Consider the following 24,896-nt stretch of genomic DNA (forward strand, 5'->3'; position numbering starts at 1 on the left):
CGTACCGCCCGCCGACTACCGCCCGCCGTTGTACGGCCCGTACGGACCGTCGCTGCTGCTTCCCCGGCGTCGACGGCCCCAGCCGCCGCCCGAGACCTGCTTGAGGGCGGGACGGACGTCCACGAAGAAGACGATCGTGGCGACGAGCCCCGCGAGCTGCAGGAAGAGCATCGGCACGAACAGGTTCACGGCGACCGCGATGCCGAGGATGATCAGCCAGAAGCCCTTGTTCTGCTTGTCGGCGGCGCGATACGCGTCCTCCCGGTACAGCACGGCCATGGCCAGCGCCACCACGGCGAGCACCAGCATGGCGGTGAAGAGCAGCCACATCAGGCCGCCGAATGCCGTCATCAGCACAATGCCCACCACCCGAGTCGAGTCGTCTCTACGGCCAACCGTACCCGCCTGCGGCCGCCGCGTACCCGTACAACGGGCCGGGCACCTAGGAAGTGCCCGGCCCGTCGTCGGTCATCCGTCACGTGGCTCCGGCCGGAGCCACGCGTTCCTCACTTACCCGGAGGCGTGGTCTTCTTCGCCACCGGCTTGCGGGCCGCCGGAGCCGTCTTCTTCGCCACCGGCCTCTTGTCCGCGGCGGGCTCGGCCTTGGGGGCCTCGGCCGGCTTCGGCTCGGCCCTGACCTCGACCGGCTCGGGCTTGCCCTCGACGGCGACGGCCAGTTCCTCGATCTCCTCGGCGGCCTCGCCACGCCAGGTCTTCACGGCCTGCTCGCCGTGCTCGGCCACCTTCTCGTAGGTCTCCCGGGCCTTGACCGCGTACTCGGCGGCGACGCCCACGCCCCGCAGCGCCAGGTCCTGGGCGGTCTCGCCGAGCTTCTTCAGATCGGCGTCCAGGCTGCTGCCGAACTTCTTGAGGTCCGAGTCGAGGCTGCCCAGGAACTCGCCCACCTTGGCCTGGATGGTCGACTGCGTCTCCTTGACGCGGGCGCCGGCCTCCTTGGCGCGGGCCGCGGCCTTCTCCTGGACGGCCTTCGGGTCGGTGTTGCGGACGGCCTCGAGGCGGGCGGGGGCCTCGGCGCGCAGCTGCTCGACCAGCGCGGGCACCTTCTTGGCCTGCTTCAGGGCGAGGTCGGCGGTGCCGGCGGCGAAGTAGAGCGGGGTGGGGTCGCTGAGGGTCTTGCGCAGGTCGTCGGTGATGGCCATGGGATGGTCCTCCCGTTTCGGCTTTTGGTTGAGGGTTTTGGGCGGTCCGCGGGACGCCGAGCCGTCGGCCCGGTTGGTCCGGTGATCCGGTGGCTGTCCGTGGTCCCGGTGGTCCCGGTCAGCCGGCGGCCTGCCGCGGACCGGCATCTCTGCCGTCGGCCGTGCGGGGGCCGGCGTCGGCGGTGTCCTGGGCGTCGTCCGTACCGTGCGCCTCCCGAGACTGCCGAGCCTCCCGGGCGCGAGCCTCCTGAGCCGCCTGGCTGTCCTCGTCCGCCCCGCCGGCCCGGGCGATCTCGAAGCCGTTCTCCTTGCGGAAGGACTCGTAGATCTGCAGCAGCACCTGCTTCTGCCGCTCGGTCAGCGTGGGATCGGCGAGGATGACGGCACGCGTCTCCACCTCGTCACGGTCCCGCTCGGCGTCGAGGATGCCGGCCCGCACGTACAGCGTCTCGGCGGAGATCCGCAGCGCCTTGGCGACCTGCTGCAACACCTCCGCGCTCGGCTTGCGCAGCCCGCGCTCGATCTGGCTCAGATACGGATTGGACACCCCGGCGGCGTCGGCGAGCTGCCTGAGCGACAGCTGCGCGTTACGCCGCTGCTCACGCAGGTACTCACCGAGGTTGCCGACGTTCAGCGATGCCATGCCTCCACCTTGCCGCAGGAACGCTAACAATTGCAAGCATGCCGCTTGCAAAAGTGCGTCGCGTCACGGGGACGGCGTGACGGTGACCTGAGCCGTGTCGCTGCTGTTGTCAGAGGGCGGCGAGAACACGTCTCGGACGTCGGGTCGGGCACAGGCGGAGTCCTGCTGTCGGGAGTGCGTGGGCAGGGAAGGTGTGGCGATGAACAGTGAGCGACGGTTGCCCGACCGGACTCTGGTCGTGGGTGCCGGCGTGGTGGGAGCTTCGGTCGCCTACCACCTCACTCGGCTGGGGCACGACAGCGTCGTCGTGCTCGATGCCCGGCCCCGTACGGAGCTTCCCGGATCGACCGGTCTGGCGCCGGGATTCATCGGCCAGCTCAGTGCCACCCCGGAACTGACCGCACTGGCCCGGGACAGTGTCGCCGCCTACCGCGCCCTCTCCCGGAGCGGAACCGACCAGGTCTTCTGGCAGGTCGGCTGTCTGGAGATCGCAACCACCCCGGCCCGGCTGGAGCAGGCCCACCACGACGTCGAACACGGCAGACGCCTGGGAGTCGAGGCGCGGGTGCTCGGCCCTGACGAGGCCCTCGCGCTGGCCCCCGCCCTGGTCGACGCGGAACGTGTACGGGGTGCTCTGCACGTCCCCTCCGACGGTGCCGCCGACCCCGCCTTGCTCACCCATCTGCTGGTGGCCGCCGCCGAGCGGGCCGGGGCTCGCTTCCTCTTCGACACCCCCGTCCGAGCACTGGAGCTGGACAACGGCCGGGTGACGGGCGTGCGCACCGGAGGGGAGCCCGAGTTGTTGAGGGCCGCCCGAGTCGTGCTGGCCGCGGGTGTCTGGGGCCCCGCTCTCGCGGCGCAGGCCGGCGTCCGGCTGCCCATGGTCGCGGTGCAGCACCCGTACCTGTACACCCGTGAACTGCCCGGGCTCGACGACACGTTCATCGACGCGCCGATCGTCCGTTACCCCGACCACTGCGTCTACACCCGCCGTCACGGTCGCCGTTACGGGCTGGGAAGTTATGCCCACACACCCCTGCCCCTGGTCCCCTCCCCCGACCTCGTCTCGGCAGAGCTCCCCTTCCGTGACGCAGACTTCGGCACCGCCCTGGCCGAGGCCACCTCCCTGGTGCCGATCTTCCGGACGGCGTCCCAAGGCCGTCGGCTCAACGGGGTGTTCGCCATGACCCCGGATGAGCTTCCGCTCGTCGGTCCCGCCACCGACGTGGCAGGCCTGTGGTTCGCGGAGGCCTCCTGGGTCACCCATGCCGGCGGTGTCGGCCGTCAGCTCGCGAACATGCTGCTGGAAACCGGCGAGCTCCTCGTGGATCCCGCGCGGCTGGCGCCCGGCCGCTTCGCGTCGTGGAGCGACCAGCGGATCCACGAGACGGCGCTCGCCCACTATCAGGGCATCTACGAAGCACACTGAACTCGTGACGGCACCGGTCTCGGCGTTCCGTGCCAAAGCCTCACGCCACCCACCATTCGGCCCCGGGGTCCGCCCCGGCCCGCACGGCCCGGAGCTTCGCGATGAGGACGGCTGCCGCGACGTCCTGGGCGGCGAGGCCCAGTGACAGATAGACCATCCGCTCCCGTTCGTCCTGCCGTCCGGGGACCCGGCCGTCCAGGACGGCCCCGAGTTCTCCTCGGGCATGGTCGGGCCCGATGAGCCCTTCCCGCAAGGGAACGAGCAGCTCGGACGCCTCCTGCGCCGCCGCTTCGGCGCTGTCCAGGACCACGGTGGATCGGGCCACCAGGTGGGACGACAGCTCCCGGGCGCCGGGCTGGCAGGCCCCCACGGCGCAGACGACGGCCCCGGGGGCCACGTCCTCGTCGTTGAGCACGGGGTCCTTCGCGGCGGTGGTCGTGCAGATCAGCCCGGCCTCGCGGGTGGCTTCGGCGAGCGTGCCGCACACCTCGACGTCGAGCCCGTGCTCGGCCCGGACCCATGCGGCCAGTTTCCCGGCACTGTCGGGGCGTCGGCTCCAGATGTGGACGCGCCGGATCGGCCGCACCGCCGCCATGGCCGTCACATGCGCCCGCGCCTGGGCACCCGCCCCGGCGATCGCAAGCGTCGTGGGGCCCGGCAGCGCGAGCGCGTCGGCGGCGACCGCGGACACGGCGGCGGTGCGCAGCTCGGTGACGGTGTCGGCGGGGAGTACCGCCAGGGGCATCCCCGTGTCCGGCGCGAAGACGGTCACCGTGCCGACGTGGGTGGGCAGGCCCCGGAGCGGATTGTCCTCACGCACCACGACGGACTTGATACCGAACCAGCGCTGCCCCTCGAAGGGCACGTGCGCGGGCATCGACCCGAACAGGCCGGGTTCCACCCCGTCGCGGACGGGCGGGCGCAGCACCGTACGCACGGGCTGTGTCACCTCCCCGGCGGAGAAGGCCCGCATCACCTCCCGCATCGCGGCGACGGCCGTCGCCGGAGGGAACAGTTCCCGGATCTCGGTGCTGTCGACGAAGACGGGGCCGAGGCTCACCACACCAGGCTCCGGCCGGTCTCGCCGCGTCGGCCCGACGCCGGACGGTTCTCGTCGAGCAGTTCCGCTCGGGTGAACACCGACCACACCATGCGGATGGGACGCGTCCGGGAGAGGAATTCCAGCCCGTGCAGGCGCGCGGCCAGCGCGGTGGTGAGGGCCAGCGGAACCTCACCCTTGGCCACCGCCTCGGCTGCCGCGCTCGTCGACGAAGCGAACACCACTTCCGTGAGGTCGAACCGCTCGGGCAGCAGTTCGTCGATGAGGGCACGAGGGGCGGGGTGGGTGACAACCGCGGCCTTCTCGCCGATCCCGGCGCCCGGCACTCCGGCGATGCCGTAGTGGGGGGTGTCCTTCACGAACACCGCCGCCAGCCGAAGCCCCGGGTCCATATAGAAGCGTTCTATGCGGGAATAGGCGTTCGCGACCACCACCAGTTCGCAGTCGCCGGCGACAAGCCTGTCTCCGGCCTCCTCGTACTGGTCGCACAACTCGATCTGGACACTCTCGTGGCCGCGCCGCAGGAGGTGACCCTGCAGGGCACGGCAGGCCTGCTCGCTGCTCGTCCCCGCAGGGCCCAGGGAGGAGATCCTGAGCGGCCCTGTCACAGGGAGTCGGAAGAGAGCGACGTCCGTCATCTCCTGACCGTCGGGCACGTCAGGACGGTAGCGACTGATCACAATTCCCCCAGAAAGACATAAGACTACGGAAAGGCACGTGACTGCGCCCTGCCACGGGCGCAGGAAGTCGGCAGAGAACACCGGTTCCTGCCCGGTCGCTTCGGCCGAGGAGAGACCGGGCTACGGAGACCGGGCCAGGAAGACCGGGCTATGGAGACCGGGCTACGGGCTACGGAGACCGGGCCAGGAAGACCGGGCTATGGAGACCGGGCTACGGGCTACGGAGACCGGGCTAGTGAGTGTCCGGACTAGGCGGCGTTGACCCGGGACTTGAGGCCCACGGGCGTGTTCCAGTGCCGGTACCGCGGATCGGCTCCGCGCACGGCTTGCCGGTACACCTCGCGCACACGGGTGGTGATCGGGCCCGGTGTTCCGTCGCCGATCCGGCGGCCGTCGATCTCCACCACGGGAACGATCTGACAGCCGGTGCCGGTCAGGAACACCTCGTCCGCCGTGTGGAGTTCGGATCGCGGGATGGTCCGTTCGCCGACAGTGATGTCTGCCTCGTCGGCAAGGATCCGCATGACGGCCGCACGAGTGAGCCCGAGCAGGATGTCCGAGTCCGGTCCGGGTGTGGCGACGCGTCCCGAGTGGACGACGAACACGTTCGCGGTGCTCGCCTCCGCGACTGTTCCCCGCTGGTTGAGCATGATCGCGTCGTCAAAGCCGGCAGCCGTCGCCTCGTCCACGGCCAGTGCGTTGTTGGCGTACGCTCCGGTGATCTTCGCTCGCGCCGGCAGGGAGGCGTCCGGAACGCGACGCCAGGAGCTGACGCCACAACGGATGCCCTCGGTCCGGCTGTAGTCCCCCATCGGAAGGGCGAGGATCGTCACCGAGGTCGACACTCCGCTGAGTCTCACCCCGAAGGGGGTACCGGGCTCCAGCGCGAGTTTGTACACCAGAGGCCTGATGTAGGCGTCACAGTCCAGCTGGTTGCGGATGATCAGCTCACGGGTCACGTCGACCAGCTCGCCCGTGCTGTACGGCAGGTCGAGGCGGAGCAGACGGCACGACGCGTGCAGTCGTTCGTAGTGCTCCCTCACCTTGAAGAGGAGCGACTCGCCGCCCTCCGCGGCGGTGTAGGAGCGGATGCCCTCGAAGACACCCGTGCCGTAGTGGAGCCCCTGCGTGCCGGGGCCGAGCCCCACGTCCTTGGCCCGGACGAACTCTCCCTGGTGGAAGACCCACCGGTCGTGCGGTGCGGGACTCACTGGCCTCGCCTCCGGCCGGCCATGGCGAGAGCCACCTGCCGCTCGGCGTCCGGGGCCTGTCGCCGGTCGTGCACCCGGGCGGCCTTCCAGCTCACCATCGCGCCGGTGGTGGTGACCCCGCCGAGCTGTCCGTAGGTGACCTCCAGCGGGCAGCCCCAGGCGTCCCGAGCCGCACGCACCAGGTCCTCGACGTTCTGGGGCGCCAGCGGTGCGTCGTCCCGGGTCTCGACCTCCACCGTGAGGGTGTCCGTGTCGTCGACGCGGTCGATGACAAGCTGGTAGTCCATGGCTCCGGCGAGCCGGGAAAGGATCAGGGATTCCAGTTCGTAGGCGGTGACCTTGTTGCCGTTGAGGTCGATGAGATCCCGCACGCGCCCGAGCGGGAGCAGCACCTCGGACGGGTAGCCGCCGGATGCGGTGTCCGGCGTGTGAAGACGCACCAGGTCACCGGTGCGGTAGCGGACCAGTGGCTTGCTGCCCTGGTAGAGGTGCGTGACGACGAGTTCGCCTTGGCGGTAGCCGTCCTGTGGGGGAGCCGGGCGACCGGTCTCCGGGTCGATCAGCTCGTAGTACACGTTCAGCGGCACGGTGCGCAGCCTGCCGTCCCCGTGCACCGCCCCCAGGATGGACGCCTCCTGGGAGGCATAGAGGCAGTTGTAGGCGGTGGCCCCCCACACCTCACCGATGTTCCGCAGCAGGCCGGGGGTGGCCAGTTCGCCGGTGAACATGAAGAACCTGATGCCGAGTTCCTTCGGCTCCAGGCCCGCGCGCACCGCTTCCTTGGCCATCGACATGGCGACGTTGGGGGTGCAGAAGACGCCCGTGATGGAGATCTCCTGGATCACCTCCAGCGCGCGCTTGAAGCCGACGACCGGCGAGTGGGGCCACATCTTGGCGTGCGCGTGCCCGAGGTTGCGGCACACGTCACCGAAGGTGTCACCGGTGGAGTGCAGTTCGTTGGGACCCATCACGCCGATGACGTGGTTGTCCCCGTGCGCCCGGAAGACGTGGTCGTAACAGACGGACAGCGCCGTGTTGTTGACGATGGAGTCGATGTTGTCCCGGGGGCAGGGAGTCGCGCGGCCGGTGGTACCGGTCGTCTCGTAGAAGACCCATCCCTCGTACACGGGCTTGGAGAGCATGTCCAGCAGCCGACTGCGCAGGTCGTCCTTGGTGGTGAAGGGCAGCTGGGCGAAGGCGTCGAAGGTGAGGTCAGCCAGGGCGGATTCGTCGAGGTGGCCGAGGAGTTCGCGGTAGAAGGGTGAACGCTTGGTCACGTAGCGGAGGGTCTCCCGGAGGGCTCGCAGCTGGTGTGCTTCGAGCTCCTCCTGGCGCCATTCGCCTGCGTCGAAACGGCGGTGATCATTGAGTGTACGACGCGCGAAGGCGTCAAGTCGGTCGTCGAATATAGTGAACATGGTCCCAGCCTGAGCAGTTCATCAGAGGGTTGAGGGGCTTGGGTGCCTGCGGGGTAGGAGCCGCAGGCACCCGCTTTTTGCGGGTGGGGCGTGGTGGTGGTCAGCGCAGGAGTGCCAGACTGCCGGTCCACTTGTTGAGCTGCTTGCGCGGTCCGAAGAGGCCGATCGACGAGTACGTCAGATCCGCTGACTCGGTGCCTGCCATGCGCTCGATGTATTCCTCGTAGGTACGGCACGACTGCGCCAGGTCGCTGAAGCCGACCACGACCACCTCGGGGTCGGAGACGGCCATCTGGTGGATCTCCGCGATCCGCTCGGCAGGCGCTTTGAGGATCGGCACGGGGATCAGCGTGATGCCGAGGTGCAGGGCACCGTCGGCGTCTTTCACGTCCTGGCCGATCAGCTCGGGGACGCTGCGGCCCAGTGTCAGCGACACCACGGATGCCGCGTTCACCGTCAGGCCCACCGGCAGATCGCCGTTGACGACGATCACACACTTGCTGTTCTTGATGTCGTGGCTCATATCTTTTCCAACTAGGGGTTCTTCACCGACACTTCATCGCGTCCATGGTCGGCGCCCGCGCTCGCCCGGGACGTCCGTTCCACCGGACGCGAACGCACCCCGGCACCGAGCACCACACCGGTGATGACGATGAGGCATCCCAGCCCCTCGGTGATCCCGACGTTCTCGCCGGTGACCACGACAGCGGAGACCAGGCCGAAGACCGGGACGAGGTTGAGCACGTTGACGGCGGTGCTCGACGTGACGTCGCGCAGGCCGTAGTTGTAGAGGACGAACGCAGCAATGGAGCACATGCCGGCCAGGAACACGAGCATGCCGATGTCCGCGGCGGTCGGCATGCGCCACTCGCCGATCTCAAGAGGGCTGAGCAGTACGAAGCCCAGCGCACCGGCCACCGTCTGGTAATAGGTGCTGGTCAGCGGGGAATGTCCCGGACTGGTGCGGCGAGCGACGACGTTGTAGGCGGCCCAGGCGACGCCGGCGACCAGCAGGACGATGTCACCCAGCAGCCGGTGACTGCCTCCGGAGCTCGCGCTGTGCCGGACGATCAGCCACACTCCCGCCACAGCCAGGACCATACCCAGGAGGCGAGGAGCAGAGGGCAGCTCCCTGTGGAACGCGACCTCGAGGATCACCGTGATGACGGGGAAAGCCGCCACGATGACCGCCGCGTCGGCGGCCGTGGCCATGTCCACACCGACGTTTTCCAGGCCGAAATAGGCGGTGATTCCCAGCAGGCCGGCCCCGCCCATCGCCAGCGCCGACCGGCGCTCCACCGGCCGCCATCCCTTTTGGAACCGTACGAGTAATGCGAGAACCAAGGCCGCGGCCGAGAAGCGAATAGCGCCGATTGTGAGCGGCGGCACATTCTTCAGAAGCACTTTGGTCACCGCGAAGGAAGTGCTCCATATCAACGCTGCGGCGACGATGGCCAGCAATGCCGCCCAAGGCGGACGGGACCTGGATCGCGTCGACAGGGCGCTGCTCTTACCCATGGAAGCCGCTCCCGTCAACCGCATCGTGAGGTACGGGCCCACTGACACATATACCGGTCACTTGGCCGCCTCGAGGTCCACTTCGAAGTCCACGACCACCCAGTCGGCAATGGCACGCCACAGTTCGACTCCCCGCACGTGGTCCGGGTGCACCAAGTAGCGCGCTACGGCGTCCCGGTCGGCGAAGTCACCGATCAGCGCGAAGTCATGGGCGACCAAACGGTCCGCCACATTCCGTCCGCACTGCCAGTTCACAATGTCGGGAATGTGCTGCGGATGCTGCCGCGTCGCAGCCTCCGCTTCTTGGGCTCTGAAGTCCGACCAGCTGACGCCGTCCTTGAATTTGAACAGCACAACATGACGGATCCCCATCTACATCCCCCGGTGCTTTCTGAACTATGGTGCGCGTTCAATGGCCTACACACCCAAGCACCTTCACCTCACCGTTATCAACCCGGGTCCACGATTCGAGACTCGCCGCCCACGCTCCAATTATGGCCGAAAGAAGGCTTGTTTGCCGCCTCTCATGGCAGGTAGAGAGGGGCCCGCGCTCGTGGCGAGTCCTTTCCGGGACATGGACGGCGTATTTGATACAGCCTTCAATTATGCGGCTTCCGCAATACCGACTTGTATGCCTGAAACACCCGAATGGCGTGGTGGGTTGACGCCACAAACCGTTGGCGCCGGCTCGCGCACTTCGATAACGTGCCGTCCATGACTGCCGGGTCGGCCCTGGGCCGTTCACGAGTGGGGCACCCGGCCTCCGAGTGAGGCGGGGGCGGGCGAGAGGCCCGCCGCCTTCTTCTGTTCCGACGCGTACCGACGCGTACCGACGCGTACCGACGCGTACCGACGCGTACCGACGCGTACCGAGACTCCCACCACGCCGAACAGAAGAAGGCAGAGACACCACAGCATGCCCAACCCCTTCAACCAGCAGATCATCGACGAGTTCCGCGCCCACCACGGCCGCGTGGGCGGCCCCTTCGAGGGCGCCCGGTTACTGCTCCTCACCACCACCGGCGCCCGCACCGGCACCCCGCACACCACCCCCCTCGGCTACTACCCCGACGGCGGCGAGCGCGTCCTCGTGATCGCCTCGGCCGGGGGCGCGCCGCGGCACCCCGACTGGTTCCACAACCTCGTCGCTCATCCCCAGGTCACCGTGGAGACGGGCGTGTTCACCTACGAGGCGACCGCGGTCGTCCTGGACCCAGGCGCACGCGACGCGGCCTTCGCCCGGGCCGTCGAGTCCGACCCCGGCTGGGCCGCGTACCAGGCGAAGACGGACCGTGTCATCCCCGTCGTCGCCCTCCGGCAGAACCCGAGGCCGGGCCCGCCGCGCATCGAGGCTTCCTCTCCCGGCGAGGCCATCCGGGCGGTCCATGACCTCTTCCGCCGTGAGCTGGCCCTGATCAGGAAGGAGTTCGCGGCCTCGGGAGGCGGCTCCGTTCTGGGTGCCCAGCTCCGGATCAACTGCCTCACCCTCTGCACGGGCCTCGGCAACCACCACGCCGGCGAGGACATCGCCCTGTTCCCGCCCCTCGAAGGCCGCCACCCCGAGCTGGCGCCGACCTTCGACCGGCTGCGCCGCGAACACGAGCGGATCGCCGTCCTCCTCGACGATCTGCGCCGGGTCGTGTCGGCAGCGGACGCGGACCCGGCCGCCGTCCTGCCCGAGGTGGAACGCCTCACCGCCGAGCTGGAGGCCCATCTTGCCTACGAGGAGGAGCAGTTGATGCCCCTGCTGGCCTGATCGTGCCGAGGTGACCCGCCAGGGTGATCCGCGGAGGTGATCGCCGCGCCGATGGGCGCCCCCCTCCGCGACACCGGGATCACCCTGGTGGGTCATGGGGCGCCCTGGGGTGTGCCGTTCGGGGACAACGGGTGTGCGGCGTTCCAGAGGATGTCGAAGTGTCTTCTGCGCGCCTCGATGACGGTGCGCGCCTTGACGCCGTCGTCCCGGTGCCAGCGCGTCAGCAGGGTGTCGTAGCCCAGGAGATCCAACAGCCGGTCACCGTTGTCCCCGTTGCCCCCGTGCGGGTCGCCCGAGGGCGGGATGAAGCGCCGTATGTCCACCTTGTCGTAGAGTCCTTCGAACGCCTGATCGTCGTTGATGAGGCACAGTTTCAGCGTCGGCGACATGTGCATCACCCGGAACTCCACCCGCAGCAGGCCCCACCCCTTGTCGTCGAACCTGCCGATCAGTTCCCGCATCTCGCGGTCGTAGCGCCGGATCTTGTCGACCAGCTCCTGGCGGAACTCCGGTGCGTCCGCCACCCTGCCGTCGCTTCCGATCAGCCCCGGCACCTCGATCGGCTTGGTGAAGTCGGGTACGAGGAACCGCAGGTGCACCTTCCGCTGCGGATCGGGCGGCAAGCCCTGCAACAAGGGGCGCAGCGGGACCACGACGGTCTCACCGGTGAAGCCCAGCGCGGCGATCTGGGTCTCGCGTGCCCCGAGTGCTTCCCGGAAGTACGTCTCCAGATCCCGCGGGGGGACGCCCCTGCCGGTCTGCAGCCGCTGTTCCTCGGTCAGGCGCTGCACCGCGCCGCTCAGCCGCTCCAGCTCGGCCTGGAGTCGGTCCGCCGTGGCGCGCTGCTCCTCGTGGACTTCGTGCAGCCGCCGTACCTCGGCCTCCAGGCGGGTGGTGCCGGCGCGTCCTTCGTCGTGCGCCGCGTTCAGGCGCTGCACCTCGGCGTAGAGCACGTATCCGACGAGACTGAGCAGTGAACCACCCAGATAGGCCTTGCCCTCGAGGGCGTCCCCCACCGGCTTGACGAACTGCGCCAGGAGCCCGATCACAAAGATCGCGAGAAGCAGCAGCCGGGTCGACGCGCTCTCCGCCCGTGCCCAGTGTGCCGCCAGCCTGCGCCACGACCATCGTCCCCGCGCCACCAAGTTCCCCCGCTCGGCAATGAGTTGGTCCAGGACTGTTCATGGTGCCCTGATGTGCCGCTGTCAGGAAGAGTGCGAGGTGACCGCGTCGACCAGTGGTTCGAGGCGGTGCACCACCAGCCCGGCCCCCGCCTTCCGCAGCGGTGCCGCCTTGCGTTCGTTCCGGGCGTACCCCACGAAGCGCACGCCGGCCTCACGAGCGGCGAGCAGGTCCGTCACGGTGTCGCCGATCAGCACGGCGTCGTCCGCCGGGGCCCGCAGGCCGTCCAGGGCCCGGTACAGGCAGTGGGGATCCGGCTTCATCAGCCGTGGATCGCCGGTCCGGCCGTAGACGTGGCTGCCGAAGAACCGCGCAAGTCCCGCTCTGCGCAGGTACACGTCCACCGCCACGGGGGCGTTGTTCGTCGTCACGGCGAGGCGTACGCCCGCCTCCGACAGCCCGTGGACGAGGAGGTCGGCCGCGGGGGTGGGCCACGCCGTGGCCGCGGCCTCCGTCTCCCGCTCCGCGATCCGCTCCTCCAGCCGGGCGACCAGAGGGCTGCCGCGGCGTTCCCGGTCCACGGCCCGCAGCACCACGTGCGGGTCGATGGACTCCCGTTCGTCGTCGTCGAGCAGGGAACCCGCGCCCTCACCGTCGAGGATGTCCCTGAGCTCCCTGGCCACCGGCGCCGAGGACCGGTCCGGGAACAGCCGGCACAGCGGCCCGTCGAAATCGAAGAGCACGCACCGGCCGGCCAGCATCCACCCGACCGCGTCCTGGATCCCGTCGTGTTCGTCCGGCGTACCGGGCGCGCGACGGCCTTCGTCCGACACGGCACTCCCTCAGTCGTGGTCGTGGCGCCGTACCGAGGATCCGGCTGTGTTTCCGCCACTTCCGGCGTCCCCGGCGTGCCACTCGCGCAATGCTTTCACGGCACGCGTCTCGTCGGGTACCTCGATCAGCTGCAGTGGGTCCCGGGCCGTGCGCAGCGCCTCGCAGATCGTGGCCGCGGCCGACCGGAAGTGGGCCGTGTCGGGTTCTTCCGGCAGGGCGAGGGCCGCCCGCATGACGTCCGGGAAGACCGACTGGGCGTGTTCGAAGGCCAGATAGACCGCCAGGTCCTGAAGGCCCGCGGTCAGCGGCTCATGGCCCGCACGGACCATGGCCTCGGCCCAGAGGTCCGTCATGCGTGCCTGCGCCCGCCTGTCGTAGCGCATCCGCACCAGGTGGGTGGCGAGCTCGTGCAGCGGATCGCCGTACATGGCCAGTTCCCAGTCGATGACGGTCACGCGGCCGCGGTGCACGACCACGTTGGAGCGGTGCACATCGGTGTGGAGAAGGCGGAACGGCCGCGGTGTCAGGCCACCGTGGGCCTTCTTGAACGTGGCCATGGCGTGGTCGGGGATCAGCAGATCGTCGAACAGCGACCCGAAGCGGTCCCGGTGGGCCCGGTGGACCCTCTCCTCCGTGAAGTCGACGAGCCAGTGCAGGAATCCGTCGCTGTCACCGTCCTCGGGCCACCCCTCCGGCCTCGGCGGCAGTTCGTCCGTCGGAACGCTCGCGGTCCTGGCGAAGAATTCCGCGAATTCCCGCATGAGATCGTCGTCGACGGCCCCGGCAGGATTCAGTTCCGCCAGTGCCCTGCCCTTCTGGTAGGCGTGCAGAGACCACTCGCCGAATTCGGCGAGACAGCGGGGCAGACCTCGGATGTGACGTGAGACGACACGCAGGACGTCGGCCTCACGCGGCCAGATGCGCGGCACGACTTCCACCGTGTCGAGCGGTACCCTGATCTTGCCCCGGGCCCATGGCGCGACTCCCAGGAGAAGGGAAAGCCGAATGCCCAGAGGGACGACGTAATTGATGTTGTGGTGGCCTTTGACCACGGCGCAGTCGCCGCGTCGTCGCCGGGACTCCGCGAGCCGTTGCACCAGCGCCCGACGCGCTCCGTGGGGCAGAGGGGACGGCATGCCCGCAGATGGTACCGCCCCAACAGCCTCACCAAGCCCAGGGTCCACATCGCGGACGCGGTTCCTCCGGGGGCGTGTCCGCCCCGATCCCTCGTTCGGACCCGCTCGCGCCCGCTCTCGTCACCGGCTCGTCGCCGAGGTGTCCATCAGATCGGGCCCCAGTCCGTCCCAGAACGCGTCGAACCACTCCTGGGTGTCGCGAACGAGCAGGCTGTCCCGTTCACCGTGGCGGCCGTCGAAGGGGAAGAGCAGGGGCTGGGTTCCCGATGTGTCCCGCAAAGGTGTTTCGGTGCCGCGGATCTCCTCGGTGCGCTCCGTCATCTTGTAGTGCGCGAACAGCACTTCGGTCCTGTTGAGCAGGTAGAACTTCTGGTAGGGCGAGTTGTGGACGATTCGGAACCTCACCTCGGCGTTGATTCCGTACCGGATCCGCAAACGGTCGAAATGGCGCCTGAGCACTTTGACCTGGGCGTCGAATTGCCGCTCGGAGCGCTCGTGAACAGCGGCGTCGACGGCCTCCTCCCGGCCCCAGCCCTGCAACGGCGCGGGATAGAGCAGCCTGTGTTCCCTGGCCGGCAGAATGATGCGTGCCGTGACCGAACCGGGTTTCGCCTGCTGCAATTCGACAAGGCGCAGGGGGGCGTCCATGGAGTTCATGAGCGTTTCGGCCGTCAGGCACACGGCGTCGATATGCACGCGCGGCGCGAGGAACGCCGCCTCGAGCCGGTGTGCCAGGGCGACCAGGGTGGGCTGCGGGACCTTGTCGGCGACGGGTGGTTCGGCGACGCGGGCGACACTGCCCTTTCCGGTCCTGTTGAGCAGTCCCTCGTCCTGCAGCGCCTGCTGGGCCTGGCGAACCGCACCACGCGACACACCGAGTTCCTCGGCCAGTTTCCCCTGGGACGGCAGTCTGCCGTCCTCGGTGAACTCGCCGTCACGAATCCGCTTCCGCAGGATGGCGGCGACCTCCAGAGGCGAGAGTCCCCTGTTGTCGTTCATTGTCACCCTCTCCCGCCGTCTCGGCCTCCGTACCAAGTCGGAACCACTTTATGCCGGTGGGAGATCCGTTCATCGGTCCCCGCGTCGAGCCCGCAGAAAGCCCAGCAACGGTTCCAGGGACGACACGAGGTACTGGGCTCCGGCCGCTCTGAGCACCTTGTCCCTGCGCTCGTCGGGCGCATACCCCACGAACGGCACTCCCGCGCTGTCGGCGGCCAGCAGGTCCGAAACGGTGTCGCCGATCATCAGCGCGTCGGCCGGCCGTGCTCCCATCGCGGTCAGCGCTTGGTTCAGGCAGTGCGGATCCGGCTTCATCCGACGCAGGTCCCGGGTGCGGCCGTAGACATGCCGCGCGAAGCACTCCGTGAGTCCGCGGCTTTCGAGGTAACGGCCGGCCACCAGGGCGGAGTTGTTGGTGGTGACGGCCAGCCGCACGCCGACGGCCGTCCAGGTGCGGATCAGCGGATCGGCGTACGGAGTGGGCCGCGCGAGAGGCACGGCCCTGAGCTCGTGCTGGGTGAGTATCTCCTCCAGCTCGGTCACCAGGTCGCTTCCCGGGTGTCGCACATCGACCGTACGCAGGACCACGTGCGGATCCGGATCGTCGCTCTCCGCCTGGGTCAGCAGCCCGAGAAGCCCCTGCGCCGTGAGCCAGTCCACCAGCTCCTTCGCCACCTTGTCCGCCGAGTAGCCGGCGAAGAGACGACAGATCGGGCCGTCGAAGTCGAAGAGCACACAGCGGGCCTGGGTGATCACTTCCCGCAAGTCCCCGGTCTCACCTGTCACCATTTCAGTCTGCGCCGTATCAGAAGTCACGAGGAGAGTGTCAGGTTCTTCGGGACGGTTTCCCAGAGGGCGTCGAACCGTTGGGGGCCGTTCATGGACACCGGGCCGGGCAACCGGGCAACGGTGAAAGGAGCGACTCCCGCTCCTCGGCAGCACCACTCCCACTCCCCGGCAGCACCTTCCGGCTCGGTCTCACCGCCGGCGCCAGCGGGCCAGCGCGGCCTCCACCTCGGGCAGGCTCGGCACGCCGTCCAGGCCCAGGGTTTCGGCGGCCCCCGTCAGCACCCGCCTCAGCTGGACGGCCTGGCGAGTCAGGACGATCCTGTCGGCCCCCGGCGGGGAGTCGAGCAACCCGATCGCGCGGACGATGTCGGTGAACACCGACTGGGCCCGCTTGAAGTCGAGCAGTCGCGGCAGGTCCTCCTCCCAGCCGCGCGAGCTGCCGGGCCGGACCTCCTCCATCGCCTCGCACCACCGCTTGGCCATCAGCTCCTGCTGCGCCTCCGGGTAACGCATCAGGTAGAGGTGGGTGGCCAGGTCGTACAGCGGATCACCGAACATCGCCAGCTCCCAGTCGATGGTCCACAGCCGCCGCCGGTCGTCGACGACGAAGTTCTCCCGGTGCAGATCCGCGTGCAGCAGGCAGAAGGGCCGCTCACTCAGGCCGGCCACGTGCCTTCGGAGCCGCATGAACGATCTGTCGTCCACACCCAGGGAGGCGAACAGACCGGGGAACCTCTTCTCGTTCTCGCGGTACACGCGCTCCTCGGCGAAACAGATCAGGTGATCCAGGAATCCCGCGGTGTGCCCCTCCGGGGAGCGGTCCTCGGGGCGGCACTCGCGTTCCACGTCGAGCGACAACACGGTGACCCTGGCCAAGTCCCGGAAGAGAAGAAGGATCTGATTGACCAGGTCTTCGGGTACCCCCTCTCCGGAGGCATGGAGCGAACCCAGGGTCCGCCCTTCGATGAACCGCTGCAGACGCAGACCGTCGTCCAAGTTGATGAGCTCCGGGATGCCGGTGATGCGCCCCTGCAACGCACGGAGCAGTTTCCCTTCAGAGGCGAAGCACCGGCGGTCGAACCACAGCAGATTGCTGCGCGGCTCCCGGAACTTGCCCCGGACCGGTTCCGGGCCGACGATCTCGGCGGGCAGCGGGATCACATAGGTCTCGTGGTGGTAGCCCTTCAGCGGCCCTTCGATGACGTCCGCGTCACCGCTCATCTGGACGGCGCGCTGCCGCGCGGAGGAAGAGACACGTTTGGCTGGCATCGTTCGCCCCCTGAACTGATCCCGCACCGTGGTCCGGAGGCGAAGCACGGTACTCCCCCGGGAAGGAACACGTCACCCGAAACGCTCGTTCGTGTTCTGCACCGCTCATTTGATCGGCCTCGTCCCGAAACCCGCGGAGCCGCGCCTGTTCACCAGCTCTGCACGGCGGCCGGGCGGCTCCCACGGCGGCGGGCAGGGGGACCGAGCGACACCGTTTGTCGCACGCAGAACGCCGGCATGTCGTCGTCAACCGCAGACCCGTCCACGCGCAGCGCGCACCCGGTTGAGTTTTCCTCCGGCTGTGGGCGGCGTAGCGTCGAGGTATGGGCGAGTACGAGCACATCCTGGTCAAACGCGAGGGTGACACGGTCACGATCACCATGAACCGGGCCTCGCGGCGCAACTCTCTGTCCGCGGATCACCTCGCTGAGCTGCTGGCGGCTTTCCGTGAGACGGCGGAGTCCGACGCGACCGGCATCGTCTTGGCTGGTGCGGGGCCGGTGTTCTCCGCGGGTCACGACTTCGGCGACGTCGCCGTTCGGGACCTGGCCGGGGTCCGGGAGCTGCTGCAGCTGTGCACCGAGCTGATGCGCACTGTCGAGTCCGTGCCGCAAGTGGTCATCGCCCGGGTGCACGGCCTGGCGACCGCCGCGGGATGCCAGCTGGTGGCGTCCTGCGACCTGGCGGTGGCTGCGGAGTCGGCCGGTTTCGCGTTGCCCGGCGGCAAGGGCGGCTGGTTCTGCCACACCCCGGCGGTGCCGGTGGCCCGGGCTGTCGGGCGTAAGCGGCTGATGGAGCTCGCCTTGACCGGTGATGTCATCGACGCTGCCACCGCGCTCGACTGGGGACTGGTCAACCGGGTCGTGCCGGACACCGAACTCGACGAGGGGGTGGCCGAACTGCTGGCCAGAGCAACGCGCGGCAGCCGCACGAGCAAGGCCCTGGGCAAGCAGACCCTGTACGCGCAGCTGGACCGCCCCGAGGTCGACGCCTACACGATCGCCGTCGAGGTGATGGCGGCTGCTTCCCAGACCCCTGCAGCCCGGGAAGGCATGGCCGCCTTCCTCGAAAAACGTAAACCGGACTGGACCGATTAGAGCCGGCCCAACGGGTCTGACCATAGGTCAACTGCGCGCGCCCGCGTGTCGCCGGCGGGATGCTCTGCTCGTACTGGAGGACACGGCAACCCCCTCAGGTGAGCGTGAGGTCCGTGGTGATGGTCTCCCAGAGGGCGTCGAACCACTTCTGTGACTGGTCCACGAACGCCGCGTCGCGCTGGCCCGCCCGGCGTTCGAAGGAGAAGAGGAGGGACGCGGCGCCGAGCGTGTCGTACATCTCCAGGGTCTGGCTGTCCACCTCCTCCTCGCGCCTGGTGACCATGTAGTAGCCCATCAGGGCCTCGGCGCCGTTGAGGAGGTAGAGCTTCACCGGCGGGGTGAAGGGCAGGGCCCGGAACGTCACATGGACGTCGATGCCGTGCGTCGCGCGCAGGGCCAGGAGGTTGTGGCGCAGCACGTGGCCCTGGGCGTTGCGCTGGTCGAGCCAGCGGCGGTGGACCGGGTCCTCGTCGTCGCCCGGGTCGTCCACCGAGATCGGGAACGCCAGGTTGATCTTCCTGGAGGGCAGCAGGATCCGTACGTCGATCGACCGGGGCAGGACGCGGCCCTCGTGGACCTGCCGGAGGGGTTCGCCCAGCGCCAGCATCAGGGTCTCGGCGGTCAGGCAGGCCACGTCGATACGCACGTGCGGGACGGCGAACGCCTCGGCCAGCCTCGGCGCCAGCGCCACCATCGTCGGCTGCGGCTCGTCGCCGGTCGGTGAGGGCTCGGCGATGCGGGGCGGGCTGCCCCGGCTGACGCTGCTGAGCAGGCCGTCTTCCTGGAGGGCGCGCAGCGCCTGGCGGACCGTGCCCCGCTCCACCCCGAACTCATCAGCCAGTTCGGCCTGGGTCGGCAGGCGGTCACCCGGCTTCAGATCGCCCCTGCGGATACGGGTCCGCAACGCGTCGGCGATCTCCTGGGCCGAGAGCCTTCTGCTGCCGTTCACTGCGACGTTCTCCTGGGTCACGACCAAACGCTACAACCTCCACCCATCTACGGGGAGTTGTTTGAAGGTTGTTTATAGGTACCGACCAACTGGGGATAACTTCAGTGTAGTTGGTCGCCAACTTGGGAGGGTTGGCGGCAGGTTCCCCTCCTCTTGCACATCGTCCGCAGGTAGTTCCCTGATGCTGACGGCTCGATCCCCTCTGTCCCGCCACCCGGGCCCCCGAGGTCCGCCCCTGGAAAGAGGTCCGCCATGCCCGCCCTCGCTCTTCTCTCCGCCCTCTTCGTCGTCGGATTCGACCAGTTCGTCCAGTGGAAGTACGGGACGATCGGCATCATCGGACTGACGTTGCTCACGATCGGCATCAAGGCCAACAGCCCCGCCTGCAGCTCCATAGGGGCCGTCGTCCTCGCCCTGCTGGTCGCCCAGCCGGCGCTGTGACCGGGTCAGACGCCGAGGTCCAGCTCCGAGCTGATCGTCTCCCACAGGGCGTTGAACCACAGGTGCGACTGCTCCACGAACGTCGTGTCCCGCAACCCGGCCCCCTGCGCGAACGGGAACAGCGTCGACCGGGTGCCCTCCGCGTCGTACAACTGCAGGTACTCCTGGTCGATCTCCTCCTCGCGCCGGGTCAGCGTGTAGTACGCGAAGAGCGCCTCCGCGCCGTTGAGCAGGTACAGCTTCACCGGCGGGGTGAAGGGCAGGGCACGGAAGGAGACGTGCACGTCGATGCCGTGGGTGCCGCGCAGCGCCAGCAGGTTGTGCCTCAGGACCTGGCCCTGGGCGTTGCGCTGGGCCAGCCAGCGGCGGTGCAGGCGGACCCTGTCCGTGCCCTCCACCGGCGTGGGGAACGCCAGGTCGATACGGCCGCTGGGCAGCAGCACGCGTACGTCGACCTTGGCCGGTTTTATGCGCCCCGCGTGAATCTCGCGCAACGGCTCACTCATCGCGAGCGTGAGCGACACCGCGGTCAGGCACAGGGCGTCGATCTCCACGTGCGGGGCCGCGAAGGCGGCGGATATCCGCGGGGCCAGCGCCACCATCGTGGGTAGCGGCCGGGCCTGGGGACCGGCCGGTGGCGCCTTGCCCGCGTGCTGCGCCACGGTCGCCGGGCTGCCCTTGGAGACGTTGGTGAGCAGCTGCTCGGACTGCAGGATGCGCAGCGCCTGCCGCACCGCTCCCCGCTCCACGCCGAACTCGTCCGCCAGCTTGGCCTGCGTGGGCATGCGCTGGCCCGGTCGCAGCACCCCCGACCTGATCCGGCTGCGCAGCTCGTCGGCCACGTCCTGGTGTGATCTCTGTGGCCGTTGTGACTTCTTCCGCCCGCCCGCGGCAGCGTGTTCCGGCTCCACGACGGAACACTACAACTTCACGCCATCTTCCGGCAGTTCAGAAGAAGGTGGTTATGAGACGACTCCAAGCGGAGATAAGTGAAGTGGAGTTGGTCGCCAACTTCAGCGAAGTTGAACGAGCTTGAGTGTTCCTGACCGACATGGTCGTACGAGTGACCGGGCTCCCTTCCGGAGGGGAGCCGGGAGCCCGGCAGGCACCACCACAACCACAACTGAATCGCTACGGATGAACAAGCACAGCAGTCACCACCCGCACGGAAGGAGCGGCCACCGAAGGGCCCGTGGGGCTCAGAAGATGTCCGGGCACCACGGTCGCCTGGACGTACGCAGCAGGGCGTCGGCGACGGAGGCGGCGCCCTTTTGCTGTTCCCGGACCCGCCCGAGCGCCGCGAGCCGCACCGCGGACTCGTCGCCCAGCCACAGGGCCGCCAACTCGCCCACCGGCAGGCTCAGCTGGGGCTCCTGGTCGGTGGGCCGGCACTCCGCTCCTTCCGGCCCGGCGTCGAGCCGGTAGCGGCCGCCCGCGAGCCCGGCCTCGTCGACCACCTCCAGGACGAGCGTGCCGGACGTCGCGTACGTGCGCGCCTCCAGGGCCGGTACGACGTCCAGGATGCGCACCCACAGCCAGTCCCCGTACGTGCTGAGGCGGGCCGCGCGCGGATCGGGGAGGAGGTGGGGCAGCAGGTCGTCCGGGGCGCGGCGGCCCGACTTCACGGTGGTGACCCAGTCGAGCGAGCACAGGTAGTGCCACAGGGCGCGTTCGGCGGCGGGGCTGGTGGTGATCAGTCCCTTGACGGTCGCGGTCTGCAGAGGCCGCTTGTCGTCGCCCCACTGGTCGTCGCTCACATAGGTGGCGAGGCCGTCGATCTCGCCGGACGCGGAGCGGTGGACGGCGTAGAAGGGTTCCGTCCAGGACGGGCGGTCGAGGCGCACGGCACCCGTGTCGACCTGCCACCAGCGGTCGTCGCGGGAGACCGCACCGGGAGTGGCGCGGCGGAAGCGCTCGTACAGCTCGGGACCGAGCTTGCGGACGGCTTCCGGGTCGATGAGGTCGATCCGGCCGTCGTCGGCGACCGGACGGTGGCGGTCGAGGCCGGTGCGGGGGACGTCGACGGTCCACTCGGCGGTGTGGACGGCGGGCCCGAAGCCGTGGCGCCCGTAGATCGGGTACTCGGCGGCGATGAGGGTGGCGACGACGTCGCCGCGCTCCTTGGCGGCGGCGAGGTCGAGGGCCATCATGCGGGTCAGCAGGCCGTGGCGGCGGTGGGTGGCGGTGACGGAGACGTTCGTGATGGCGTCGGCGGGGACGGCCGCGCCGCCCACCGCGGTCAGCTCCTGGGGGAAGGAGCGGAAGGTGGCCACACAGCGGCCGTCGTCGAAGGCGCCGAGGGTGCGGTCGGGGACGATGTAGCTGCTGCGGTCGGCCAGTTCGGCTTCGGAGACGTGCGGGGGACGCAGGAATCCGGTGTTGAGGGCACGGATCCAGTCGGGGATCTCGGACTCGGTGACGGCGCGTACGCCGACGTCCTGAGGAGTGCGGCTCATGGGGCCACGGTAGAAGGGCGGGGGTGGGGTGTCGCGAGATTTACGGGGCGGGGTCGCGCGGATGCACGGCGGCGGGGGCGCGCGGATGCACGGCGGCGGGGGGCCTGGAGTCTCGGGGGCGCGGGGGCGCGGGGGCGCGGCAACGCGGAGGCGCGGCAACGCGGCAACGCGGGAGCGCGGGGTCGCGGGAGCGCGCGGGAGCGCGCGGGAGCGCGGAGGCGCGGGAGCGCGGAGGCGCGGGAGCGCGGCAACGCGGAGGCGCAGCAACGCGGCAACGCGGAGGCGCGGCAACGCGGCAACGCGGAGGCGCAGCAACGCGGCAACGCGGAGGCGCAGCAACGCGGCAACGCGGCAACGCGGCAACGCGGCAACGCGGCAACGCGGAGGCGCAGCAACGCGGAGGCGCGGAGGCGCAGCAACGCGGAGGCGCGGGAGAGGGAACGCGGAGGCGCAGCAACGCGGCAACGCGGAGGCGCAGCAACGCGGAGGCGCGGGAGAGGCAACGCGGAGGCGCAGCAACGCGGCAACGCGGAGGCGCGGCAACGCGGAGGCGCGGCTGCGCTCCCCCGACCCCCGGCCGACGGTCTCCGACAATTCCCGCCCGGCCCCTGGCCGGCTCAGAAGACCGCCCGTATCTCCCCCACCTCACGGGCCCCGCCCAGCAGCGGTGCCCTGCCGATGCGCCGGACCACCGGGGCCTCCACCCCCATCAGGGTCAGCGCCCTGGACAGGACCGGGCCCAGGGTCCGGGTCGCACCGTCGTCGATCTTGAAGGCCAGGGCGCGGCCGTCCGGGAGGGCCACCGCCTGGACCGCTTCCGCACCCATCTTCGACAGGGCGCCAGGGATCTCGCGCATCAGCCAGGTGTCGGGGCGGCGAGTGCCCGCCACGTACTCCGGGTGTGCCCGCATCGCGTCCGCCACCCGGCGCTCCGCCGTGCCCGGGGCCGCCAGGACGAAGGAGCGGTAGGCGCGGGCCAGGCCGGTGAGGCTGATCGCCATCAGCGGCGCCCCGCAACCGTCCGTCCCCACCGCCGCCACCGGCTCCCCGGCCGCCTCCTCCACCACGGAGTGGATCAGTTGCTGAAGCGGGTGCTCGGGGTCGAGGTAGGTCTCCAGCGGCCAGTCCCGCAGCGCGCACGCCGCCAGCATCGCCGTGTGCTTGCCGGAGCAGTTCATGGTGACCCGCTCGCGGACGGCGCCCGAGGCCAGGTACGCCTCCGCCTCCTGCGGGTCCAGCGGCAGGTCGGGCGGGCACTGGAGACGGTCGGGGGTCAGTCCCTGCTCCGCCAGCATCTTCCGCACCAGGTCCAGGTGGAACGTCTCCCCCGAGTGGCTCGCCGCCGCGAGCGCCAGCCGCTCCCCCGTCAGCTCCAGGCCCGCGCGCAGCACACCGGCCGCCTGCATCGGCTTGTTCGACGAGCGCGGGAAGACGGGCGCCGTCACGTCACCGAGCGCGAACTCCACGGAACCGTCCTCGGCGAGCACCACCAGACTCCCCCGGTGCCGCCCCTCGACGAAGCCGGACCGCACCACCTCGGCGAGCACCGGGGGTGCGGCGGACTGTGCGGATATGGCGGGCAGGACGGAGGTCGACATGGGTGGGGTTGCCCTTCGGGACGGGGACCTGGCCGGCACGGCCCGGGACGGGTTCCCTCCCGGGTGGCGGGCACGCTCTCGGGCCCCGGCGATACCGGGGCCCTCGCGTCACATCAGCAGGTCGTCTACTTGCGCTTCCCCTTCACGGTACCTGCGGGCGATTTCGGCACTGCAGTCGTCCGCCGTGCGCTGCAGTTCCTGCCGCCTCCGGGACACCTGCTGCTCGTACCGCACGAGCCGCCCCATCCCCGCGCCCAACTCCTCGTCGGTACGCGCCTGGAGGTCCGACAGCTCCACCTCGGCGAGCATCTCGGCCGCCAGCCGCCGGTACTCCTCGCCGTGCGGTGTGCCGAGCGTCACATGCCGGGCCGAGGAACGCTGGCGGGCGGGGGAGTCCCTGAGGATCTCCGGGAGCCGTTGCATGACCCCGTCGGGCGCCGCGCCGCCTCCGCGGCGGGCCAGTTCCGCGCGCAGGATGTCGATGCGGCCCTGGAGCAGCCGCCGTACGTAACTGAGGTCCGCCTCGTCCCGCTGGGCGTCCCGACGCAGCGCGCGCAGTTCGGGCAGCCCCAGAGCGGACAGGTCGCGCCCGGGCAGCGGGGGACTGTCCGTGCGCTGCACGGGCGCCCGGCACTCCGCCATGGTTGCCGTACGGGCGGGCTGCTGCCCGGTACTCGGTGTGCTCATGTACCTACCGTCCCCTCGACCGGCGCGGCACCCCCCACGGATGCGCCGCCAACACACGCATCGTGCCACTGCAAGTAGCCGTAATGTGGCCAAGTGACCATGGACAGCCCAGATGGGGGTGTTGAGGGTCAGGAAGGGACGACCAGTTGGCCGCATCCCGGCACCGCCGGGACGCACGGCATCATGGTCCTCATGCGTGCGGTGGTGCAGAGGGTCGACGGCGCGAGCGTCGTCGTGGACGGTGAGACGGTCGGCGAGATCAGCGGCGAGGGGCTGTGTGTGCTCGTCGGGGTGACGCACGACGACACCAAGGAGAAGGCGGCCCAGCTCGCCCGCAAGCTGTGGTCGATCCGCATGCTGCACGACGAGAAGTCCTGCTCCGACATCGACGCGCCGCTGCTGGTGATCAGCCAGTTCACGCTGTACGGCGACGCCCGCAAGGGGCGCCGGCCGACCTGGAACGCGGCGGCCCCCGGCGATGTCGCCGAGCCGCTGGTGGACGAGGTGGTCGCGCAGCTGCGGGCGCTGGGGGCGACGGTGGCGACGGGGCGGTTCGGGGCGGCGATGCGGGTGTCGCTGACGAATGACGGGCCGTTCACGGTGCTGCTCGAGATCTGAGCGGGGGCTGCGCGGCAGTAGGTCGC

26 protein-coding genes are annotated in these 24,896 nt (G+C 69.7%); 5 read left to right on the forward strand and 21 right to left on the reverse strand.

Translation table 11 applies throughout. The features are described 5' to 3' along the window. Window positions 1–15: 15 nt before the first annotated feature. The 3 genes from ACFYZJ_RS26790 to ACFYZJ_RS26800 all read right to left on the reverse strand — a co-directional run bounded on the left by ACFYZJ_RS26790 (window position 16) and on the right by ACFYZJ_RS26800 (window position 1,803). Entirely contained in the window at window positions 16–357 is a 342-nt protein-coding gene (locus ACFYZJ_RS26790) for a DUF2516 family protein (protein WP_200421102.1), read from the reverse strand. A gap of 149 nt (window positions 358–506) precedes the next feature. Continuing rightward, the gene (locus tag ACFYZJ_RS26795) at window positions 507–1,160 is read right to left on the reverse strand and encodes a hypothetical protein (RefSeq protein WP_388571965.1); all 654 of its coding nucleotides are present in this window, start codon (window positions 1,158–1,160) and stop codon (window positions 507–509) included. Window positions 1,161–1,278: 118 nt separating this feature from the next. Beyond that, window positions 1,279–1,803, reverse strand: a complete 525-nt coding sequence (locus ACFYZJ_RS26800) for a helix-turn-helix domain-containing protein (protein ID WP_388571966.1) — start codon at window positions 1,801–1,803, stop codon at window positions 1,279–1,281. A gap of 199 nt (window positions 1,804–2,002) precedes the next feature. On the opposite strand from ACFYZJ_RS26800, the gene ACFYZJ_RS26805 reads away from it, so the two are divergent. Next, on the forward strand, window positions 2,003–3,232 hold the full coding sequence (locus ACFYZJ_RS26805) for an NAD(P)/FAD-dependent oxidoreductase (protein WP_388571968.1): 1,230 nt from the start codon (window positions 2,003–2,005) through the stop codon (window positions 3,230–3,232). 40 nt (window positions 3,233–3,272) lie between these two features. Here ACFYZJ_RS26805 and ACFYZJ_RS26810 read toward each other — a convergent pair whose 3' ends face one another. From ACFYZJ_RS26810 to ACFYZJ_RS26840, 7 genes are all read right to left on the reverse strand, one after another. After that, on the reverse strand, window positions 3,273–4,292 hold the full coding sequence (locus tag ACFYZJ_RS26810; RefSeq protein ID WP_388571971.1) for an ornithine cyclodeaminase family protein: 1,020 nt from the start codon (window positions 4,290–4,292) through the stop codon (window positions 3,273–3,275). Next, window positions 4,289–4,948, reverse strand: a complete 660-nt coding sequence (locus tag ACFYZJ_RS26815) for a hypothetical protein (protein WP_388571973.1) — start codon at window positions 4,946–4,948, stop codon at window positions 4,289–4,291. Before ACFYZJ_RS26815 ends, ACFYZJ_RS26810 begins: the two co-directional genes overlap by 4 nt. Before the next feature lie 272 nt (window positions 4,949–5,220). Beyond that, entirely contained in the window at window positions 5,221–6,183 is a 963-nt protein-coding gene (locus tag ACFYZJ_RS26820) for a branched-chain amino acid transaminase (protein WP_388571976.1), read from the reverse strand. Next, a complete protein-coding gene (locus ACFYZJ_RS26825) occupies window positions 6,180–7,460 on the reverse strand; it encodes a phenylacetate--CoA ligase family protein (protein ID WP_388571979.1) in 1,281 nt (426 codons plus the stop codon). Before ACFYZJ_RS26825 ends, ACFYZJ_RS26820 begins: the two co-directional genes overlap by 4 nt. Before the next feature lie 241 nt (window positions 7,461–7,701). After that, the gene (locus ACFYZJ_RS26830) at window positions 7,702–8,124 is read right to left on the reverse strand and encodes a DUF2000 domain-containing protein (RefSeq protein ID WP_388571982.1); all 423 of its coding nucleotides are present in this window, start codon (window positions 8,122–8,124) and stop codon (window positions 7,702–7,704) included. A gap of 11 nt (window positions 8,125–8,135) precedes the next feature. Continuing rightward, entirely contained in the window at window positions 8,136–9,119 is a 984-nt protein-coding gene (locus ACFYZJ_RS26835) for a DMT family transporter (RefSeq protein WP_388571985.1), read from the reverse strand. A 57-nt stretch (window positions 9,120–9,176) separates the two neighbouring features. Continuing rightward, window positions 9,177–9,473, reverse strand: a complete 297-nt coding sequence (locus tag ACFYZJ_RS26840; protein ID WP_388571987.1) for a Dabb family protein — start codon at window positions 9,471–9,473, stop codon at window positions 9,177–9,179. Window positions 9,474–10,035: 562 nt separating this feature from the next. Between ACFYZJ_RS26840 and ACFYZJ_RS26845 the strand changes: the two genes are divergently transcribed. Continuing rightward, entirely contained in the window at window positions 10,036–10,875 is an 840-nt protein-coding gene (locus tag ACFYZJ_RS26845) for a nitroreductase/quinone reductase family protein (RefSeq protein ID WP_388571990.1), read from the forward strand. 92 nt (window positions 10,876–10,967) lie between these two features. Here the strand turns inward: ACFYZJ_RS26845 and ACFYZJ_RS26850 are convergent, their stop codons facing one another. From ACFYZJ_RS26850 to ACFYZJ_RS26875, 6 genes are all read right to left on the reverse strand, one after another. Continuing rightward, window positions 10,968–12,017 carry an ATP/GTP-binding protein gene (locus ACFYZJ_RS26850; RefSeq protein WP_388571994.1) on the reverse strand — a complete coding sequence of 350 codons (1,050 nt, stop codon included), beginning with the start codon at window positions 12,015–12,017 and terminating at the stop codon, window positions 10,968–10,970. Between the two features lie 63 nt (window positions 12,018–12,080). Then, window positions 12,081–12,830: an HAD family hydrolase gene (locus ACFYZJ_RS26855; protein WP_388571996.1), complete on the reverse strand. Its 750-nt coding sequence runs from the start codon at window positions 12,828–12,830 to the stop codon at window positions 12,081–12,083. Between the two features lie 9 nt (window positions 12,831–12,839). Then, window positions 12,840–13,967 carry an aminoglycoside phosphotransferase family protein gene (locus ACFYZJ_RS26860; protein WP_388571999.1) on the reverse strand — a complete coding sequence of 376 codons (1,128 nt, stop codon included), beginning with the start codon at window positions 13,965–13,967 and terminating at the stop codon, window positions 12,840–12,842. A gap of 120 nt (window positions 13,968–14,087) precedes the next feature. Continuing rightward, entirely contained in the window at window positions 14,088–14,966 is an 879-nt protein-coding gene (locus ACFYZJ_RS26865; RefSeq protein ID WP_388572001.1) for a GntR family transcriptional regulator, read from the reverse strand. A 69-nt stretch (window positions 14,967–15,035) separates the two neighbouring features. After that, the gene (locus tag ACFYZJ_RS26870) at window positions 15,036–15,755 is read right to left on the reverse strand and encodes an HAD family hydrolase (protein WP_388572125.1); all 720 of its coding nucleotides are present in this window, start codon (window positions 15,753–15,755) and stop codon (window positions 15,036–15,038) included. A 189-nt stretch (window positions 15,756–15,944) separates the two neighbouring features. Next, window positions 15,945–17,024, reverse strand: coding sequence for a phosphotransferase (locus ACFYZJ_RS26875; RefSeq protein ID WP_388572004.1), 1,080 nt, complete (start codon window positions 17,022–17,024; stop codon window positions 15,945–15,947). Window positions 17,025–17,347: 323 nt separating this feature from the next. Here ACFYZJ_RS26875 and ACFYZJ_RS26880 point away from each other — a divergent pair, with 323 nt between their 5' ends. Next, a complete protein-coding gene (locus ACFYZJ_RS26880; protein ID WP_388572007.1) occupies window positions 17,348–18,121 on the forward strand; it encodes an enoyl-CoA hydratase-related protein in 774 nt (257 codons plus the stop codon). Between the two features lie 94 nt (window positions 18,122–18,215). Here ACFYZJ_RS26880 and ACFYZJ_RS26885 read toward each other — a convergent pair whose 3' ends face one another. Continuing rightward, window positions 18,216–19,097 carry a GntR family transcriptional regulator gene (locus ACFYZJ_RS26885; protein ID WP_388572010.1) on the reverse strand — a complete coding sequence of 294 codons (882 nt, stop codon included), beginning with the start codon at window positions 19,095–19,097 and terminating at the stop codon, window positions 18,216–18,218. 225 nt (window positions 19,098–19,322) lie between these two features. Here ACFYZJ_RS26885 and ACFYZJ_RS26890 point away from each other — a divergent pair, with 225 nt between their 5' ends. Beyond that, on the forward strand, window positions 19,323–19,511 hold the full coding sequence (locus ACFYZJ_RS26890; RefSeq protein WP_103844350.1) for a hypothetical protein: 189 nt from the start codon (window positions 19,323–19,325) through the stop codon (window positions 19,509–19,511). A 5-nt stretch (window positions 19,512–19,516) separates the two neighbouring features. Here the strand turns inward: ACFYZJ_RS26890 and ACFYZJ_RS26895 are convergent, their stop codons facing one another. The 4 genes from ACFYZJ_RS26895 to ACFYZJ_RS26910 form a co-directional block, all read right to left on the reverse strand. Further along, window positions 19,517–20,422, reverse strand: a complete 906-nt coding sequence (locus tag ACFYZJ_RS26895; protein WP_388572012.1) for a winged helix-turn-helix domain-containing protein — start codon at window positions 20,420–20,422, stop codon at window positions 19,517–19,519. 288 nt (window positions 20,423–20,710) lie between these two features. Continuing rightward, window positions 20,711–21,967, reverse strand: coding sequence for a GNAT family N-acetyltransferase (locus ACFYZJ_RS26900; protein ID WP_388572015.1), 1,257 nt, complete (start codon window positions 21,965–21,967; stop codon window positions 20,711–20,713). Between the two features lie 617 nt (window positions 21,968–22,584). After that, window positions 22,585–23,565, reverse strand: a complete 981-nt coding sequence (locus ACFYZJ_RS26905) for an asparaginase (RefSeq protein WP_388572017.1) — start codon at window positions 23,563–23,565, stop codon at window positions 22,585–22,587. Window positions 23,566–23,673: 108 nt separating this feature from the next. Continuing rightward, complete coding sequence (locus tag ACFYZJ_RS26910) at window positions 23,674–24,252, reverse strand: AmfC protein (protein ID WP_388572020.1); 579 nt, start codon at window positions 24,250–24,252, stop codon at window positions 23,674–23,676. 192 nt (window positions 24,253–24,444) lie between these two features. Here ACFYZJ_RS26910 and dtd point away from each other — a divergent pair, with 192 nt between their 5' ends. After that, entirely contained in the window at window positions 24,445–24,870 is a 426-nt protein-coding gene (gene dtd, locus ACFYZJ_RS26915; RefSeq protein ID WP_263230697.1) for a D-aminoacyl-tRNA deacylase, read from the forward strand. The last annotated feature ends 26 nt before the right edge of the window (window positions 24,871–24,896 follow it).

Source organism: Streptomyces sp. NPDC001848 (assembly GCF_042891915.1).
GTDB lineage: Bacteria > Actinomycetota > Actinomycetes > Streptomycetales > Streptomycetaceae > Streptomyces.

Bases quoted from the DNA above. Each gene is read 5' to 3' on its own strand.
- ACFYZJ_RS26795 (WP_388571965.1), bottom strand. From the start codon at position 1,160: ATGGCCATCACCGACGACCTGCGCAAGACCCTCAGCGACCCCACCCCG.
- ACFYZJ_RS26800 (WP_388571966.1), bottom strand. From the start codon at position 1,803: ATGGCATCGCTGAACGTCGGCAACCTCGGTGAGTACCTGCGTGAGCAG.
- ACFYZJ_RS26805 (WP_388571968.1), top strand. From the start codon at position 2,003: ATGAACAGTGAGCGACGGTTGCCCGACCGGACTCTGGTCGTGGGTGCC.
- ACFYZJ_RS26830 (WP_388571982.1), bottom strand. From the start codon at position 8,124: ATGAGCCACGACATCAAGAACAGCAAGTGTGTGATCGTCGTCAACGGC.
- ACFYZJ_RS26835 (WP_388571985.1), bottom strand. From the start codon at position 9,119: ATGGGTAAGAGCAGCGCCCTGTCGACGCGATCCAGGTCCCGTCCGCCT.
- ACFYZJ_RS26845 (WP_388571990.1), top strand. From the start codon at position 10,036: ATGCCCAACCCCTTCAACCAGCAGATCATCGACGAGTTCCGCGCCCAC.
- ACFYZJ_RS26860 (WP_388571999.1), bottom strand. From the start codon at position 13,967: ATGCCGTCCCCTCTGCCCCACGGAGCGCGTCGGGCGCTGGTGCAACGG.
- ACFYZJ_RS26865 (WP_388572001.1), bottom strand. From the start codon at position 14,966: ATGAACGACAACAGGGGACTCTCGCCTCTGGAGGTCGCCGCCATCCTG.
- ACFYZJ_RS26870 (WP_388572125.1), bottom strand. From the start codon at position 15,755: ATGGTGACAGGTGAGACCGGGGACTTGCGGGAAGTGATCACCCAGGCC.
- ACFYZJ_RS26875 (WP_388572004.1), bottom strand. From the start codon at position 17,024: ATGCCAGCCAAACGTGTCTCTTCCTCCGCGCGGCAGCGCGCCGTCCAG.
- ACFYZJ_RS26880 (WP_388572007.1), top strand. From the start codon at position 17,348: ATGGGCGAGTACGAGCACATCCTGGTCAAACGCGAGGGTGACACGGTC.
- ACFYZJ_RS26890 (WP_103844350.1), top strand. From the start codon at position 19,323: ATGCCCGCCCTCGCTCTTCTCTCCGCCCTCTTCGTCGTCGGATTCGAC.
- ACFYZJ_RS26900 (WP_388572015.1), bottom strand. From the start codon at position 21,967: ATGAGCCGCACTCCTCAGGACGTCGGCGTACGCGCCGTCACCGAGTCC.
- ACFYZJ_RS26905 (WP_388572017.1), bottom strand. From the start codon at position 23,565: ATGTCGACCTCCGTCCTGCCCGCCATATCCGCACAGTCCGCCGCACCC.
- ACFYZJ_RS26910 (WP_388572020.1), bottom strand. From the start codon at position 24,252: ATGAGCACACCGAGTACCGGGCAGCAGCCCGCCCGTACGGCAACCATG.
- dtd (WP_263230697.1), top strand. From the start codon at position 24,445: ATGCGTGCGGTGGTGCAGAGGGTCGACGGCGCGAGCGTCGTCGTGGAC.